Source organism: Pannonibacter phragmitetus, assembly GCF_050510895.1.
Lineage (GTDB): Bacteria > Pseudomonadota > Alphaproteobacteria > Rhizobiales > Stappiaceae > Pannonibacter > Pannonibacter phragmitetus_B.
Window position 1 is genome coordinate 3,903,055 of the sequence record NZ_JBNINT010000001.1, and the last position, 16,690, is coordinate 3,919,744.

13 protein-coding genes and 3 pseudogenes are annotated in these 16,690 nt (G+C 57.9%); 2 read left to right on the forward strand and 14 right to left on the reverse strand.

From position 1 onward, the window contains the following. Nucleotides 1–3 precede the first annotated feature (3 nt). From murJ to ACQB61_RS18815, 12 genes and pseudogenes are all read right to left on the reverse strand, one after another. A pseudogene (gene murJ, locus ACQB61_RS18760) lies at nt 4–1,484 on the reverse strand (murein biosynthesis integral membrane protein MurJ). Continuing rightward, nucleotides 1,481–2,500 carry a class I SAM-dependent methyltransferase gene (locus ACQB61_RS18765; RefSeq protein WP_430513856.1) on the reverse strand — a complete coding sequence of 340 codons (1,020 nt, stop codon included), beginning with the start codon at nt 2,498–2,500 and terminating at the stop codon, nt 1,481–1,483. The pseudogene murJ and the gene ACQB61_RS18765 overlap by 4 nt, the downstream one beginning before the upstream one ends. Continuing rightward, complete coding sequence (gene asnB, locus ACQB61_RS18770) at nt 2,487–4,379, reverse strand: asparagine synthase (glutamine-hydrolyzing) (RefSeq protein ID WP_430513857.1); 1,893 nt, start codon at nt 4,377–4,379, stop codon at nt 2,487–2,489. Before asnB ends, ACQB61_RS18765 begins: the two co-directional genes overlap by 14 nt. Continuing rightward, nucleotides 4,379–4,930 (reverse strand): O-antigen ligase family protein, encoded by a 552-nt coding sequence (locus tag ACQB61_RS18775; protein ID WP_430513858.1) that lies wholly within the window; start codon nt 4,928–4,930, stop codon nt 4,379–4,381. Before ACQB61_RS18775 ends, asnB begins: the two co-directional genes overlap by 1 nt. Further along, nucleotides 4,924–6,051: a hypothetical protein gene (locus tag ACQB61_RS18780; protein WP_430513859.1), complete on the reverse strand. Its 1,128-nt coding sequence runs from the start codon at nt 6,049–6,051 to the stop codon at nt 4,924–4,926. Before ACQB61_RS18780 ends, ACQB61_RS18775 begins: the two co-directional genes overlap by 7 nt. Next, nucleotides 6,051–7,019 (reverse strand): D-glucuronyl C5-epimerase family protein, encoded by a 969-nt coding sequence (locus ACQB61_RS18785; RefSeq protein ID WP_430513860.1) that lies wholly within the window; start codon nt 7,017–7,019, stop codon nt 6,051–6,053. The genes ACQB61_RS18780 and ACQB61_RS18785 overlap by 1 nt, the downstream gene beginning before the upstream one ends. Beyond that, nucleotides 7,019–8,473 carry a lipid II flippase MurJ gene (locus tag ACQB61_RS18790; protein ID WP_430513861.1) on the reverse strand — a complete coding sequence of 485 codons (1,455 nt, stop codon included), beginning with the start codon at nt 8,471–8,473 and terminating at the stop codon, nt 7,019–7,021. The genes ACQB61_RS18785 and ACQB61_RS18790 overlap by 1 nt, the downstream gene beginning before the upstream one ends. A gap of 57 nt (nt 8,474–8,530) precedes the next feature. Continuing rightward, nucleotides 8,531–9,160: a glycosyltransferase family 4 protein gene (locus ACQB61_RS18795; protein WP_430513862.1), complete on the reverse strand. Its 630-nt coding sequence runs from the start codon at nt 9,158–9,160 to the stop codon at nt 8,531–8,533. Continuing rightward, nucleotides 9,144–9,743 (reverse strand): glycosyltransferase, encoded by a 600-nt coding sequence (locus ACQB61_RS18800; RefSeq protein WP_430513863.1) that lies wholly within the window; start codon nt 9,741–9,743, stop codon nt 9,144–9,146. Before ACQB61_RS18800 ends, ACQB61_RS18795 begins: the two co-directional genes overlap by 17 nt. 174 nt (nt 9,744–9,917) lie before the next feature. Further along, nucleotides 9,918–10,646 (reverse strand): annotated as a pseudogene (locus tag ACQB61_RS18805) (transposase). A gap of 231 nt (nt 10,647–10,877) precedes the next feature. After that, nucleotides 10,878–12,093 (reverse strand): annotated as a pseudogene (gene coaBC, locus ACQB61_RS18810) (bifunctional phosphopantothenoylcysteine decarboxylase/phosphopantothenate--cysteine ligase CoaBC). Nucleotides 12,094–12,104: 11 nt separating this feature from the next. Then, on the reverse strand, nt 12,105–13,367 hold the full coding sequence (locus tag ACQB61_RS18815; RefSeq protein WP_430513864.1) for a penicillin-binding protein activator: 1,263 nt from the start codon (nt 13,365–13,367) through the stop codon (nt 12,105–12,107). A 120-nt stretch (nt 13,368–13,487) separates the two neighbouring features. On the opposite strand from ACQB61_RS18815, the gene rsmI reads away from it, so the two are divergent. Then, on the forward strand, nt 13,488–14,549 hold the full coding sequence (gene rsmI / locus ACQB61_RS18820) for a 16S rRNA (cytidine(1402)-2'-O)-methyltransferase (RefSeq protein ID WP_430513865.1): 1,062 nt from the start codon (nt 13,488–13,490) through the stop codon (nt 14,547–14,549). Further along, nucleotides 14,467–14,799 (forward strand): YraN family protein, encoded by a 333-nt coding sequence (locus ACQB61_RS18825; RefSeq protein WP_430514418.1) that lies wholly within the window; start codon nt 14,467–14,469, stop codon nt 14,797–14,799. Before rsmI ends, ACQB61_RS18825 begins: the two co-directional genes overlap by 83 nt. On the opposite strand, the gene ACQB61_RS18830 is transcribed toward ACQB61_RS18825, so the two are convergent. Next, nucleotides 14,691–15,038 carry a DUF2256 domain-containing protein gene (locus tag ACQB61_RS18830; protein ID WP_430513866.1) on the reverse strand — a complete coding sequence of 116 codons (348 nt, stop codon included), beginning with the start codon at nt 15,036–15,038 and terminating at the stop codon, nt 14,691–14,693. The genes ACQB61_RS18825 and ACQB61_RS18830 overlap by 109 nt on opposite strands. After that, the gene (locus tag ACQB61_RS18835; RefSeq protein ID WP_430513867.1) at nt 15,035–16,654 is read right to left on the reverse strand and encodes an FAD-binding domain-containing protein; all 1,620 of its coding nucleotides are present in this window, start codon (nt 16,652–16,654) and stop codon (nt 15,035–15,037) included. Before ACQB61_RS18835 ends, ACQB61_RS18830 begins: the two co-directional genes overlap by 4 nt. Nucleotides 16,655–16,690: the final 36 nt, after the last annotated feature.

Genomic DNA, 16,690 nt, shown 5'->3' on the forward strand with positions numbered 1-16,690 from the left:
TATCTACCATTTTTGGAGACGTTTTGTCAGGGGTTCTCGCAGGAACACCAAGGCCATCACATAGAGCGCAGTGGAGATGGAGCAACAGAGAAGAAATCCACTCAAACTGTTAGCCGGAACAATCCAAAGCCAGCCGTAGGCCAGGATGGCCCCCAAAATGATACGCCACAACGAGATTATGGCGGCCCACGCATTTTCTAGATTGGCTTTATGCAGATTTGCGAGCAGCAAGACGGCATAGATTACGCCATATATAGTAGTTCCCAGAGCAATTCCGGCATATCCGATCTGATCGACTAGAACTACATTGGCCGCGAGGTGTATAACCACGGAAACCAGCCCCACGATCATTGGCGTGCGTGTGTTTTGCACCGCGAAGAAGGCCCGGTTTAGGTAGACGATCAAAGCCTGAGGCACCATTCCGGCAGCATAAAGGACCAACGCATATGCAGTCCTTTCGGAAGCCGAGGCATCAAAAGCGCCTCGCTCAAAGGCGGTGCGCACGATAACGTCTGCGCCCCAGACAAACATGAGGCTGACTGGCAGCATGACGCCGATCGTAGCTGCAAGACCGTCGCGGAAGCTGGCGCGGGCGGCGGCCTTGTCTTGCTTTGCCTGCGCGCGCGCAAGCATGGGAAAGTAGACCGTGGCAATGGCGGATGCAAAGACGCCAAGGGGAGGCCAGCGAGGCGTGCGGCGTAGTTCAGCGTTGAAATGGAGCCAGTCTCCAGATCGGACACGAGGGTTTTTTGTATAATTGCACTAAGCTGGTCTGCAACTAGCAACCAGATCAGCGGCAGGGTGACCAATAGCAGACCGAGCATTTCCTCGCGCTCTAGCCGTTTGAACGGCGCCGCGAAAATTTCTTTGCGCAGGAGAACAGCGAGACTCCACCATAGCATCGCGCCTGCGACATAACCGATCGCCAATCCGGCGACGCCGATTCCAGGAACCAGCACGATTAAGCAGGTGATGATGATTACATTGCTCAGAAAAGGGACTAGGGCAGGGGCGAGAAAGCGGTTTGTTGCATGGCTGACCGACTGCAACAGGACGCCGGTGCCCATGAAGACAATCACTGGGGCGAGCCATCGGAGCAGGGTTGCGGTCAGAACTAGTTTGTCTGCGTCAAATCCAGGAACGACGAGGCGAACCATCGGAATGGCGAAGCTCATCAGCGTTAGAGTAATCGCGCCGGTGATCAAGAAAAGATAGAGAAAACTATTCTGGAAGAGCCAAGCAGCCTTGGCGGGGCTTTCGGTCAGCCGGGTCTGATAGCGCGGCATGAATGTCGATTGCACTGTTGCACCAGTAAAGACCAGAAAGCACGCGGCAACGATAGCGTATGCTGTTACAAATGCATCAGCAGTGTCTGTTGCGCCATAAGCACGGGCGACAAGTACCTCGCGACCAAAACCGAGAATATTCGTGGCCAATGTCAACGCCGCCACGGTTCCGATTGCTTGTAGGCTTGCCAGTTTCATTGTTTACGGGCCACCACCATCAGGAAATTACTCTTACCGAACCAACCCCCAATGTGGTCAATTTGCTCAATCAACAGACTATGAGCTAGCCGCCCGATCTGTCCCAAAGCGCCGCGCTTTGCATCGCCAGGCTGTGTTGTTTGCTGAACGGCGCCGGAGGGCGCTTCGCCCAGTTTGCCCCGCAGCCACTGCCAGCGCTGGCGCAGAATATCTGCCTGTCCGCGATAATTATGCGCAGTGCATTCGAGCACGTCGAACCCGTTCTGCTCGAGCGCGCGGGCGAGGCTGTCCGGAGTGAAATAAGTCAGGTGGTTGGAAATGACGGCAATCCAGTTCTGTTTCATGAAGCGCGACTGCCAGCCGGCCTGATTGGGGACACGGATCACCAGAAGACCGCCGGATTTCAGATGATCCGCAGCTGCTGCGAGATCAAGGCCGGGCCGGTCTGTGTGCTCAAGATAGTCGAACATGGTTATGGCGTCGAAGCGCTCATTATCTTCAAGCGCGCTCTGGACGGTGCCAAATCGCACGTTTACGCCGTATTTAGCAGACGCCCATTCGGCAGTACCTTGGTCCAGCTCAATTCCGGTTCCGTCCCAACCATGGTCTTTGGCAATACCCAGAAACATGCCACTGCCGCTGCCTATATCGAGCAGACGCCCGCCTTGCGGAGCGTGACGTTGTAGGTAACTCAGGTGGTACTCACGAAACTCCTGATCACGATCTCTCTGGTGGCGTGGATCCGAGAAGATACTGCGATAGGCATAGCCATACCACAAGCGGTAGAGTTCCCGCAGGCTGTCTGCGTCGAGCCGAGGCGACAGGTAGACCAGATCACAATTGGAACATTTCACTCGTGTATTTGTCACCGGTTGAAGCGGTTGCTCTGTCGCGGGGAGGTACCGGTTAATCTCGGGGATCAGGGTATCAGAGACTGCATCGAGATGTTGCGCCTGAGGGCAGGCACAAACTGGACATCTAGGGATCGTCTCGAGGATAAGCTCACGTGGTGACATCGAACCTCTCCATCCATGCCTCCAGTATGAAGAACCGGAACAGGATGCTGTCGGAGATGGTTTTGCCCTCCGCGCTATAAGCGGCCATGTCCGCGCGGAGTGCCTCGGCGTCCACGAAAGGAGCTATGCGCAATTCCGGCTTGGCAAAAGTGGCTTTCATCTGCCTGCCAAGCTCTTCTTCCATCCAGACTTTCTGCGGCGTCACAAATCCCATCTTGTCGCGACGGTCCAGAACGTCATCGGGTACAGTGCCTCGCATGGCGCGGCGCAAAATGGCTTTGCTCTGACCGGCCGTGATCTTGATGTGCGTGGGCAGACTGATGGCCCAGTCCACGAGTCGGTAGTCAAGGAAGGGCACCCGGCTTTCGACGGAGAAGGCCATGGAATTGCGATCCTCATAGCGTAGCAAACTGGGAACCGAAAAATGGCTCACATCTAGTTTCTGGCGCCCGCTGACAGTGTGACTAACTGCGATTTGGCTTTGTGTGGCTGCATAATCAGCCTGCGTCTCACGCGAGAGGTAAGCGCTGGCGTCGCGGGTGCGTTTGCGCAGCCAGGAGGGCAGGTAGCGTTGGGCATCGTTAAAATTCAGCAGGCCTCGGTCCCCGCGGCGTATCAGGCCAAAAAGCTCGCAGGCAAGGCGTCCAAACTGGCAGGTTTTAACCAGATCCCGCAGGTAATATATCGTGAATTTGCGGTAGCCGCAGAGCACTTCATCCGCACCTTGCCCGTCCAGAAGAACTGGAATCTTCGAAGCTCGGGCCTCTCGCATGATGCACCATTGGGCAAAAATGCTGGTGGTGGTGAATGGCTCTTCCTGATGCCAGATCAGATTGTCTAGATCCGCCATAAAGCCACTCTGCGACGGCGTGACGTAATGTGATTGGGTCTGCATCTTGGCGTTGACCAGTTCAGCCCAACGGCGCTCGTCAAAGCGTTTGTCGTCAAAGCAGGAGGTGAAGGTATGGAAATTCCCTTCATGGCCTTTTGCAGCCAGACCAACGATAGCAGATGAATCCAGCCCACCCGACAGGCAGGATCCAACGGGCACGTCCGAGCGCATACGGATACGTACAGCGTCTTCGAGCAGGCGCGTGAACTCAGCATCTGCCTCCTCTTGCGTGATATCCTGCGGTGCAGGGTCAGTATAGTCCCAAAACCGCTTCGGAGAGACGCGCTCGGGATCCGCTGGATCAATTACAGCGAAATGTCCGGGAGGGAAGGCAAGAATATCCTCGAAGAAAGTTTCGTTAGACTGGTTCACTGTACCAAACTTGAGGTATTCAAGGATGGCGCGGCGATTTGCCCGGCGCGGCAAATCTCTGGCAGCAGCCAGAATGCCCTTGATCTCCGAAGCAAGGTAGAGCATTCCTCTTTGCGCCGCGTAGTGCAACGGTTTGACCCCGAAACGATCTCGTGAGATCACAAACCGCCCTTTGCGAGCATCCCAAATCAAGATGGCCCACATGCCGTTAAAGCGGGCAAAACAGTCAGTGCCCCATTCACGATAGGCAGCCAACAGTACCTCAGTATCCCCTGTGGTACGGAACACGTAGCCCAACGCTTCGAGTTCAGCGCGCAGTTCAATGAAGTTGTAGACTTCTCCGTTGTAGCTGATCCAGTCGTCGCCGACACTCAGCCTCATCGGCTGGCCCGCCTCTTCAGAGCAATCCAGGATCGAAAGACGAAGATGCCCGAGGGCGGCAAAATGCGTCTGATCGGGACTGCCGTCACCTTCATTGTGCACGAACTTGGCGCCTTGAGCGCCTACAAACAAATGCCCATGGCCGTCAGGCCCGCGGTGAGCCTGAACTCGGGTCATTTCGAAGATTGCGGACAGATCTGCGGATCGTCCGATCAAACCAGCAACGCCGCACATCAGGATGCCCTCTTCCGCAAAGTTGTGAAGATATGCGCACTAATACCCAGCCCAGCAGCCATCAGCAGATTATAGGAAATCAGCCGAAAAACAGCGAAAAACAGCGAATAAAGTCCCATTGTCAGAAGGCCAACCCAAACGGCATTGAACATGAGGACCATCTCCGAGAAACGCTCTCGATCCGGCATTTTTCGAGCCAACCAGAGGCGGATACCGACCATCGTTGGTGGAACTGTCATCAAGGCACCGTAAAGCGCCGTGCCGATTAAACCGCCAACCATCAGGAAATAGAAAACCCAATTATGCACATACCCGACGTTCTGAATCAGCTTTTCACCTCTCGCTGTTTCGAAAACGATCTCATGACGAATGCCCAGTCCGGCACCTGTAACGGGCTGCGCATGAAAGAGGTCCAGCGCAATCCGATATTCTTCAATGCGAGTCATGACGTTCACGTCAGTTGCAAAAGCGGCGTTGTCAATATCTTCAACAACTTCAGCAGGCGGCCCCATTCCAATCGGGCTATCGGTGACGGGGTTATTGCTCACCATATCAACATGGTGCGGCCGGAAAAGCCAATCCCATACGACGTCGACAGCCCCCTAAACCAAGCAACGAGCTGCTCCACAAAAACTGCACGAAGCGAATGATACAACTCCAAGCTTCGATTGTACCACACGGCATCAAGATTGATGGCAAAGACCATCGCAACGGACACCAAGATCACAAGAATGCCCTTCTTGAGTGCGGTCAGAAATTTGGATGGCTCGAACACCAGCAGGGACAGGCTGAAAATGCTGACCGAAAACAACGCGCATAGCAGCATAGACCTAGTATAGGTCGCAAGAATCGACGTGGACGCTAAACAGGTAACCCAAAACGCAATCCATCGCACACGCTGCGAGGAAGCCAGAACACTGACCACAAATGAGACCGAGAAAGTTACTGGTAAGAGCGCATCGGTGGCTTGTGCCAGCAATGTGGTTACACGAAGATAGTATGGTCCGAGCTTGTCCCCCATCTCGCCGGGATTAACGGGCGGATCTGTCAGCACATATTCGCCGTTGATGAGCAAATAATAAAACGGCTTGTAGAGACCTTCCGCAAAATAGATGACCAAAACCTGACTGACGAAAAGCAGTGCCATCGCAAAAAGCGATAGACCAAGCCATGTAATACGATCCTCACGAGATTGCAAAAGCACAAAGACGGGCCAGAATAGCAATAGAAAGACAAATGGGATCAATCCACGAACCCAATATTCGATTGGCACCAAATTCGCTCGCGCCACGAAAAAATTTATGGCCAGAAATGCCAAGGCCACGCCGATCAACGCTCCCCATTTGCGCAGCTCACGTCTTAGCAGCCCGTCCCGTACGACCTGCACCATCGTGCCCAACATGAGCGCGCTGCAAAGGGCTGCAAACGAGATTTCTCGCAACCCCATAGTTTCAGGAGCAGGACTGATTGCAAAGCTCAAAGGAAAAAGTGCAAGCAAGCCTAGCCATGGGGTGAAAGCCGCGATGCCAGCAATCAAGAAAACACCCAATGTAACCACCAGACCCCCCTCCAAGGGAAGTTTTGCTAAGGCAGCCAAGACAAAAACTAATCCAAGCCATACTAACTGGTGGCGAGGGGAGTGTTCGATTGAATTCAGCAAAGAACGCGACATCAATAGTATCCGATCTTAAAGACGATCTTGGCCACCAAAGCACGTTTGCGATTTAGCCATGACATTTGGTACTTTTCCCATCGTTCAGCGTATTCCGCGAACGCAGGGGCCTTAGTCAGGGCGTGCATCGCATGCAGCTGATGGATGTGCAGGCCGTGATAGAAATGACTTGCGGGCATGGGTGGTTTTTCTTGGTAAAGATCAGCGCGAGACCAATAGCCGATATCAAATGTGGGCAGATATCGCAAAATCGTGTCTGTTCCGCTCTCAAACAAGGCTTCTGCGTCTGCAGAACCTGTTAGATCAGCGTAATCCCGCACACCAAACAAGGCAAAGAGGCATCCGTCGAGTATAGCGACACGGCGCTTGGCGACAACTTCCTCGACCCACAGATCTTCCCCTTCGGTAAGCGTCAGGCCACCCTCCTCAACAGAGGTTATTAATCCGGCGAACCCGAGATCGAGTGCAGTTTGGTAGACCTCTTTGCGGGTCTCATCCGGTGCAAACTTCACAGCGCGTGCCAGCACACTGATAGCTTGTGCCTGAGCCAGTCCAGACTTCCAAGGCGCATCTACCTCATAAGCATCCAGATCAAAATGATACAGCCAATAGCCTTTAGTGCCTGCATCTTCGAGAGCTTGCGTTTGGCATAGCCAGTCGGCGATCTGAAAGAAGCGCTCCCGAGCTAGTTCGTTGCCTGATCTCTTCCAAAGCTGGAACTGACCCAGCGCATATTGTGCGCACGCACAAGGATTATACTGGACCCCGATTGCGCCAGTATAATCGAGCAATGGAATCCCATTCACATCAAAGGGACCCGCGTACTCAGCTTTTGCACTTAGATCAATATAATAATCTGCAAGTGACTTGTAATCATAGACCACTCTATCAATAGAAGTATGCCAGAAAGAAACACTACTTGAAGAGCTCATATAGCGTCGGAGCAAAGCAAAGATACGTTTGACCATTATGATTCGCCCCTGCGCAACTTAAGTCCCTCAGCTCTCAGAAAGGGATCAAGATGGCCACCTCCCAAGGTGATCGCTGCAACTGGAACAGCCGACAGCAGTATCCCGATTAAGCCGCCGATAGGCCAAAGACTCAGAACCACAAAAATAGCACTGCCGCAAGCGGCCCACACCACAACACGCCGAACAAGTTCAACCGCATCAAATCTGAGCCACACCAACAACAGCCCACTTCCTGCAAAGGCTCCAAGCGACATTGCCAGTGCCAGCCCTTGCCCGCCCATAGAACTAATCAGTGCATAGTCCAGCCCAAGTGTGACACTCACTGATACAACTCCGGAGACCAGAATAGGTTTTACACGGCCCAGAGATAGCGAAACCCGGCTGAGCAATAGCCCTAGCGCTAGAAAAAGCACACCAGGACAATAGGCTCTGAGCATTGCGGCGGTTTCCTGTGTATCAGTTGCGCTGAAAGCTCCCCGCTGCAAAAGCAACTCCACAATTTCTGCAGACCAAACCGCCAAGAAGACCGCCATTGGAACCATCAGGAAAAACGTCAGGGAGAGTGCGAAAGCTATTTGCCCATTCACCGTGTCTGTTTCACCGCGATCCTGAGCCTGAGTGAGGCGCGTGAAAACGATGCTCAGTACAGACAACGAGAACAAAGTCAGTGGGATGGTCGCGATCCGGTAGGCATACGAAAGCTGTGAAATCGTCCCTTCATCAAGCCATGAGGCGAAGAAGCGCTCGGCCAAGACATTGATCTGAGTAGCCAACGTGGCAACAAGCAAGGGCACAAAGAAACGTGCGAAGGGCTTTGGCCCCTTGCTCGTGCGCCGCGGTAAAAAAGCATCGCGCCCCAGCCGGATCTGCATCCATCCCAGATGCAGCGCGAGAGAGACCGCAATACCCCAGAGAACTACAACGGCGGACGCAGTCCACAGCCACATTGCCAAGAGGGCACCTAGATTCATAAAGACTGTGCGCCACAGCGGCAGGACGAATTGCCCCTCCAGATGCAGCAGCGCAGCCAGAAAGTAGGCCCACACGGACAACAGGATGACCACAGCCCCCACTTGAAAAGATGGTGCGGCAGCGGTGGCCAGATCTGCGCTCCATCCGGGGACAAGCAGACGGATCACAGTTTCCGGCGCCATGATCAGCGTAAGTGTCAAGACCAGCGCGCCAGACAGCAAAGGCCATCCAATCCGTGCTGCAACGGCACGAGCCACCTCCCGTCCGGCGGCTCTTGCGGCATTCAGGTATGGGATCAAAGCATCGCGGACAGACAGACCAAAAATATTCTCGACAATGGCAGGAATTAACAGGGCTAAGAAGATAAAGTCGGCTTCAGCTGACGTGCCGAAACGCGCCGCGATAGAAAGATCGCGTGCAAAGCCAAGCAAAAAGCTCATCATGACGACCAAAACGGCCAATGCGCCTGTCTTAATCATGCAAGCTTGCTCTCTATTTTTTCTGCGTTCTACAACTGAGAACTTGCACCTAAGTGCTCAACGCGATTTTAGAACGGTTTCCAGAACCGATTCTACACGCTCTGACAAAACAGACCAATCGTGGCTTTGCTTCACATATTGGTACCCACGCATTCCCATATTTTGACGCTCTTCTACACTTTTCTGGGAAAGTGTGATCATCGCTTCAGCAAGTGCCTGTGGGTTTTCGGAAGGTATACTTATACCTGCCTTTGCATCCTTGACCGGATCGTTCGACGCTTCGACCGCATAGATGACCGGGCGGCCGGCCAGCAGATAATCGAACAGTTTGTTCGGACTTACCCCATATTGGAAGGTCGGCATCCGGCGAAGATGCAAAATGCAGGCATCAGCCGCCGCCAGCTCAGCCGAAACCTGCGACTTCGGCACTGGGTCGCAGAATTCCAAGGCAGGTGTGACTAGCTCAGTTGCCAGCTCTTGCAGGCTAGTCTTTGTTGGCCCACTTCCGATCAACCGCACACGAACACGCTCTCCGCCTGGAAGATTCGGCAACAATGCGGCCGCCCGCACGACTGTATCCAAGCCGTTGGCCACGCCATGCGCCCCTGCATAGACACATGTAAAATGAGAGTCATTTTGAAGCTGCTCTGGCGCAGGCATTGCCGAAACATCAACACCGTTGGGCACGACCGTTATCTTTTCGCGCGCCCCCCGATGAGGAGATCCACTCCTGAGAACCGGGCAAGAGTGTCATGATATGATCAGCACTGCGGTAGAGGTATTTTTCTATCTGGCGTAAGAGCAGCCATCCGGGATGGTAGTCACCCCACCCGACCAGATCGCGCACAGACATAGGCCAGAGATCTCGTATCTCTAGAACATATGGCACTCGAAGTTTACGTGCGACCCGCGCAGCAGATACCGCAGCAAAAGGCTGCGGAGACGTTCCGACAACAATATCAAAATCTTGTCCAGCTCGCGCCAAAGCTATCGCGCGTTTATAAGCATCGCGGGCAAAACCAAGCATACCAAGGCCACGCCCACCGATCCACTTTCCACGTCCTCCAGCGTCACTCCAAACAAAGCGAACGCCATCAATCGTGTCTTCGGGCGCATCCGATACCGTCCCAGCTCCTGTATAGGCATGACGAGAGGCAATGATGCTCACTTCGTGCCCGCGCTGAACCAGGTGTCGTGCCAGAGTGAAGTGCCGCGTTCCCCCGGCGCCACCAGGCGGTAACGCATAGTGGTGCAAAATAAGTATCTTCATCGGGAAAGCACTAGTTTGATTGCGTACAAAATTTATCCAGTCAGGAACACGATTGCCGCTCCAATGTCAATGACCTAGACTCTGAGTTTCATCCCGTTCTGAGTTCGCCCCAGACGTTTCTTGGCAACTGCCAGCATATGGGCGCGCGCGCTGAAATTTTCCGGTGAGCAAAGCTCACGCCGGCGGGGGCGCTGACGAACCATTCATGAACAAAATCAGCGCCTTGTTGCCGATCGCGCTAAGTAACCGGAACTCGTTGTAGCTCTTGTCAGTCGGCATTCCAGGCCGGGAGCAGTCGAGCACAACGTCCTTGTGATTGGCCAACAGGTAGAGATCACGAGAAATAAACTCACTGCCGTTGCCATCCCGAATAGTGACCAGGTAACCAATTTGTCGGCAAACCCGTTCAAGCGTCTGGGAAGCTTGGCAGAGCTGAAGGCCCACTTCCTTGCAAAGGCAATAGCTTCGTCTAGGATTTACGGCCCAGCCGTCTCGTCGGAGCAAGACATGGACACGGCGGCATCCATAGAGCACACGCATCTTGAGATGTCTTTGATTTTCAGCTTCAGTTCGGCCTGCTCGCTACGCCTGGACCTATAGACATAAAGCGGTAGGTCGATCGTCAGAATCGCACACGCGCACCGGACGAGACCTTCCAGTCCGCCTTCTGACGCTTACAAGCAGGCCCTAGAGCTTTTTTGGAGCACGTCCTGCAGCATGACCTTGTCCAGCGACAGGTCCGCCACGACCCGCTTTAGCTTCGTGTTCTCATGCTCGAGTTGACAAGGACACCTCATCTCCGATGGGCATCAAGCCAGCATATCTTTTGCGACAGTCGTACCAGGTTAAATCAGAAATTCCTGCCTTCCGGCAGACCTGGCCTATTGGAGTTCCATCCTCCACTTACTTCAGAACGAATGCGATCTGGGTTTCCGAACCTAATGACAGCGCAGTGAAAGTTTCAGGACCTTCATCGAATTCTGCTTTTCTTCCCCGCAAGGAACATAAGTGAAAAACTCCAGTCTCAAATGGCCCAGATTATTAGAGATACACCAGCTATCACAAGCACGTGAAGGTCTCTCCCTTCGCCTGAGGGTAGTGCGTCTGGCGAGGGAGAGTGCCCTTTGGCCCGGCCTAATCCAACGCCGCCGCAATCCTGGCAACCAGGCGCCGGGCGACTTCGGTCTTGCCTAGGGTTGGCCAATCCTCGATGCCATCATGGGTGACGATGCGCACGGTGTTGGCGTCGCCTCCCATGACGCCGGTTGCAGGGCTGACGTCATTGGCGACGATCCAGTCCGCTGCCTTGCGCTGCAGTTTGCCTTGCGCATTGGCGACGAGGTTTTGCGTTTCGGCGGCAAAGCCGACGACGAGCTTCGGCCGGTTGCCGGCGAGGTGGCCGACGGTGGAGAGAATATCCGGGTTCTCAACGAGCGCGAGGGCAGGGGCTGGCCCGAGCCGTCTTTCTTGATCTTCTCGCTGCCTTCCTGCGCCACCCGCCAGTCAGCGACGGCGGCAGCCATGACGGCCACGTCGGCGGGCAATGCCGCTTCGACAGCAGCCAGCATTTCCTTGGCCGTTTCCACGTGAATGACCGAGACACCTGCCGGGTCGGGCAGAGTGACAGGGCCAGAGATGAGGGTCACGCGGGCGCCAGCTTCAGCTGCGGCGGCGGCAATGGCATGGCCCTGCTTGCCGGACGAGCGGTTGGCAATGTAGCGCACGGGGTCGATCGGCTCATGGGTCGGGCCGGAAGTGATGACCACATGCTTTCCGCTGAGCGGTCCCGCCTGCGGCGCGCTGCCAGCCTGAAGCAGGCCCAGCGCACTTTCAACGATGGCCAGCGGCTCGGCCATGCGGCCAAGGCCTGCCTCGCCGCTTTCGGCCATTTCACCGCGTTCCGGACCAATGAAGGCGATGCCATCTGCCTTGAGAGTGGCCACATTGCGCTGCGTCGCAGGGTGGGCCCACATGGCAGGGTTCATGGCCGGTGCCACAAGCACGGGCCGGTTGGTGGCCAGAAGCACAGTGCTTGCCAGATCTCCGGCAAGACCCTGCGCCATCTTCGCCATCAGATCCGCCGTGGCTGGCGCCACGATGATGAGATCGGTATCGCGGGCCAGGCGGATGTGGCCCACATCCTGCTCCGCCTCGCGGTCGAAGAGGTCGGTGTAGACCTTATCGGCAGTCAGCGCCCCAGCAGCCAGCGGCGTGATGAACTGCTGCGCAGCAGCTGTCATCACCACCTTCACCTTCGCCCCCGCTCGCGCAGGCGGCGGATCAGATCCAGCGACTTGTAAGCGGCAATGCCGCCGCCGATGATCAGGAGAACCCGTTTACCGCCGGTCATGATGGGCTTTCTCAGCTGGGACTGCGGAAATCGCGCGGGGCCGGGGAAACAGGCTTCACGCCCGAACCGGTGATCTCATAGACCGCAAGGCCGCGCTCGTTCTGGCCGTTCTGAAGGAAGCGGAACACTCCGTCGATGCCGAGGAAGCCGTCGCGGTTGGTCAGCGTCTGCGTGGCAAAGCGCTGCGGGCCGGCAGAGCGCACGAGCCCGGCGGCAAGGATGGTGCCGTCATAGGCGAGCGAGGCGTTGCGCGGCGGCGGGCTGCCGTAAGCTGCCTGATAGCGGCTGGCCAGCGCATCAAAGCCACTCTTTTCCGGACCAGGGAACCAGGCTCCGGTCATCATTTGACTGTTGGTCACCTGCTGGGTTTCCCACTGGCCGCTGCCGAGCAGCTTGACCGTGCCAAGGTTGGCCCCCTGCTGCACCAGCGTCTGCACCACGAAGGGCGCAACACCGCCGCCCGCGGGCACAAACAGCGCATCAATCTGCGGCAGGTTCGGAGCCAGCTGCTGCGTCTTGGCCGCCAGATCCGACGTGTCGCTGCCCGTCAGCTTGTAGCGCTGGATGGCGACAATGCGGCCACCCACGCGGCCCACTTCCTGACGGAAGGCCGCTTCGGCAACAGCGCCATAGGCATCATCCGGCAACAGGGCAGCAAAGGACTTGCGGTTCTGCTGTGCCGCGTAACCGATGATCCGGCGCACGTCGCCGGCAGGCAGGAAGCTGAGCAGATAGACGCCGGGGGCTGCGACAGCCGTGTCGCTGGAGAAGGCAACGATCGGAAGGCCTGCGTTGCGCGCCGCGTTGGCAGCGCCGGTAACGGCGGGAGCAAAGACCGGTCCGAGCAGCAGCTCCGCTCCTTCCGACATGGCCGCCTCGGCCGCCGCGCGCCCGCCTTCTGCCGTGCCCTGCGTGTCCTTCACCAGAATCTGGATGTTGGAGCCCTGAAAGTCATTGATCGCCAGCTGTGCGGCATTCTTGAAGGTCGTGGCGATGGACGAGGCAGAACCGCCGCCGCTGAGCGGCAGCAGAAGGCCAACGCGAATCGACCCATCACCAATCATTTCGCCTGCCACAGTGGGCGCGGATGGCGTGGCAGGGAAGGAAGAACCGTCCTGCACCGGCCCCATGGTGGAAGGCATGCAGCCTGCCATAAGGCCGAGCGCCCCGGCAAGGGCGGCGAAACGAAGCCGGCTCCGTCGCAGAAAGCTGCGCCCGGACGCATGTGGGGATGCTGTTTTCATGCCCTTGGCGGCTTCAATCGTGTTTTGCACTATGGCCTCCTCGCGTCCGCGTTCAAAAACCTTTACGAATTCAGAACGTTCCTGTCCAGTTTCACGAGGCTGGATCACGTGTTGGACACCCCTTAAGCTGATGTTGCCCGGAGTTTTGACATGACGATGGCTGAAAGCCCGCCCGAGCGGCGTTATTTTGTGGCCGGACAGACTGTCGAGGCACCACGGCAGGAAGCCGCGCTCTATGTCGTCTCGACGCCGATCGGCAATCTTGGGGACATCACCTTGCGCGCCCTGGAAACGCTGGCTGGCGCAGATGTGATTGCCTGTGAGGATACGCGCGTCACGGCGACGCTGGCTCAGCGTTTCGGTCTGCGCGCGCCTCTGCTGCCCTATCACGAGCACAATGCGGAGCGGCAGCGCCCGAGGTTGCTGGCGGCTCTCGCAGAAGGCAAGGCGGTGGCGCTGGTTTCCGATGCGGGCACGCCGCTTGTCTCTGATCCAGGCTACCGGCTGGTGCGCGATGTGCTGGAGGCAGGCCACCGGGTCATCCCCATTCCGGGCGCCTCCGCGCCGCTTGCCGCGCTTGTCGCCTCTGGCCTGCCCAGCGATACGCTTCTGTTTGCCGGATTTCTGCCGCAGAAGGCCGGTCAGCGGAGCCGCCGGCTGGCGGAACTGGCGGCCATTCCGGCAACCCTTGCCTTTTTCGAATCGCCTCACCGGCTCGCGGCCTCGCTTGCCGCCATGTCTGAGGTATTGGGCGACAGGGCTGCCGTGGTCGCCCGTGAACTCACGAAAAAATTCGAGACCTTCCAGCGCGGCACTTTGGCGGAACTCGCCGCCTACTATGAGGAAAATCCGCCGAAGGGTGAAATCGTCGTTCTCATCGGTCCACCAGAGGTGCAGGCTCATGAGGAAGACGCTGCCAATGTGGAAGCGTTGCTCGCCGAAGCCCTTGCGGGCATGCCCGTCGCCGCAGCCGCCAAGGACGTGGCGAAGCGCACGGGGCTTGACCGGAACGAGGTTTACAAACTCGCGCTGGCGCTGAAAGCCTCCGCAGAGGATGAGGGGAAGAGGCAGGATCATGACGGAGCAGGGGCGGCGGCACAAGCGGCGGAAAGCCTACCGGCTGGGTCATCTGGCCGAGAGCCTTGCAGCCCTGTCGCTGCGCCTGCGCGGCTGGCGCATTCTGGAGCGCCGCTTCAAGGCCTCAACCGGTGAGGTAGACATCATTGCCGAGCGCGGCGATGTAGTCGCTTTCGTCGAGGTCAAGGCCCGGCGCACCAGGGTCGCCGCGCTGGAGGCTGTCACTCCCACTGCCCGCAACCGCATCATCCGCGCCGCGCAGATCTACCTGCTGCATCATCCGCACCTTGCCGCGCAGACGCTGAGGTTTGATCTGGTTCTGGTGGTGCCTCTGCGCTGGCCCGAACATGTGGTGGACGCCTTCCGCCCGGATGGGCTCGCCTGAAGCCAGCGCTGGTGCTGCATTGGAGCATGAGCTGATGCCTCTAGCGCCTGCGGGCGGAACCTTGCGTCTCCCCGCCGGATCTTCAGGCAACGGGCTGTTGCCTTTGCGGGCCCCCGGCAGCGGTCTGAGCAGTAGATCACGTTGTCCCAGTTGCGGGCCCATTTGCGCCGCCAGGTGAAGGGCCTTGCGCAGGTGCGGCAGGTCTTGACCGGAAGATCGGATTTCTTGCGCATTTTCATGGGGTGCCCTTGCCTCCCTCCTCCGGCAACAGCAGGCCAAAGCTGAGCTGAGTGCCTGTGTCTGCCGCGCGTTTGCGCCGTGCTCCGCCATCCCGCCCGCGCCGGGTGATACCGGCCTTGCGGCTGCCATGCCGCTCCTGAATGGTGTCTGCCGCCTTGTGAAATTCGCGGTCCTTGCGCAAGGACCAGACCTTGTCCCGCGCCGCCCGTGCCGCCGCCACATGATCCACCACAGGCAAAGGATAGATCTTGTCCAGAACGGCGCCTGCATTGGGCGCCTTCCACGGCTCATGCAGGAAGGCATCGGGAATGGCGGCGAGCTCCGGCACCCAGCGGCGGATGAAACGGCCGTCCGGGTCCTGATCCAGCCCCTGCTTCACCGGATTGTAGATGCGGATGGTGTTAATGCCCGTGGTGCCGGACTGCATCTGCACCTGAGGCCAGTGGATGCCGGGCTCATAGTCGGTGAAGCATCGGGCGAGATGTTCTCCCGGCGTCCGCCAATCGAGCCACAGGTGATAGCTGGAGACGGCCATCAGCATGGCGCGCATGCGGAAGTTCATCCAGCCGGTGGCCAGGAGCGCCCGCATGGTGGCATCCACGAAGGGCAAACCGGTCTCGCCCTTCATCCACGCCTCGAGCCACGCCCGGTCCGGCTCGCGCGGGCGAAGGCCATCATGGGCGGGGTGCAGGTTGCTCGTCTCAATGCGCGGTGCGTCCTCCAGCTTCTGCATGAAGTGGCAGTGCCAGTGCAGCCGGGCAAGAAAGGAGCTGACAGCGCCGCGCCATGAGACCGCACCCGGCGCAGCACCCTCATGGACCAATTGGATGAGCCGGTCTTCCGCCCGCTGCGTAATCTCTCGCAAGGACAACGTGCCGAAGGCAATGTGAGGTGAGAGGCGGGAGCAGGCATCGAAGCCGGAGACGGGGCTCGACATGCCGGACCTGTAGGTCTTGCCGCGCCGGTGAAGGAAGCTCTCAAGACAGGCAAGTCCTGCCTTGCGCCCGCCGGGCTGGCGCTGAGGACAGGGATCCGGCGTAATGCCAAGACTTTCTGCCGAAGGCAAAGGACCGGGATCAATGGTGAGGCCAAGGCTTGCCAGCGGAATGAGCGGCGCTTCCGGCAGCAGGGGCTTGCGCATGTCGTGATCCCAGCGTGCTGCCCAGCCATTGCGGCTTGAAAGGCGGCGTATCACGCCAGTCTGGCGCGGCTCATGCCAGGGAATGCCTTCGGCCCGTGCAAAAGCCTTCACCGCCAGATCGCGGCGGAAGGTCCACAGGTTGCCGGTTTCCTCATGCGACCAGAGCGCGGCAATGCCCCGCGCCCGGTGCAGCGCGGAAAGCACCTGAACCGCCTCACCCGTGCGAATGATCAGCGGCTGGCCCAGCCGGGCGAGCGCCTCCCGCAGCTCCTCAAGGCATTCGCGCAGGACAGCAAACTGGCGGCCGGACATGTCCGGCTGCGCCCACAGACCCGGCTCCACGATGTAGAGCGGCAGCACCGGCCCAAGGCGGGCCGCCTCGAACAGGGGCTGATGATCGAAGGTGCGCAGGTCCCGCTTGAACCAGACAACCTGCAGGCCGGACGAGGAGGAGGGTTTAGAGGCCGAGGGCATGACGGGTGCTGGCAAGGACGTGGTTACGTGGAGACT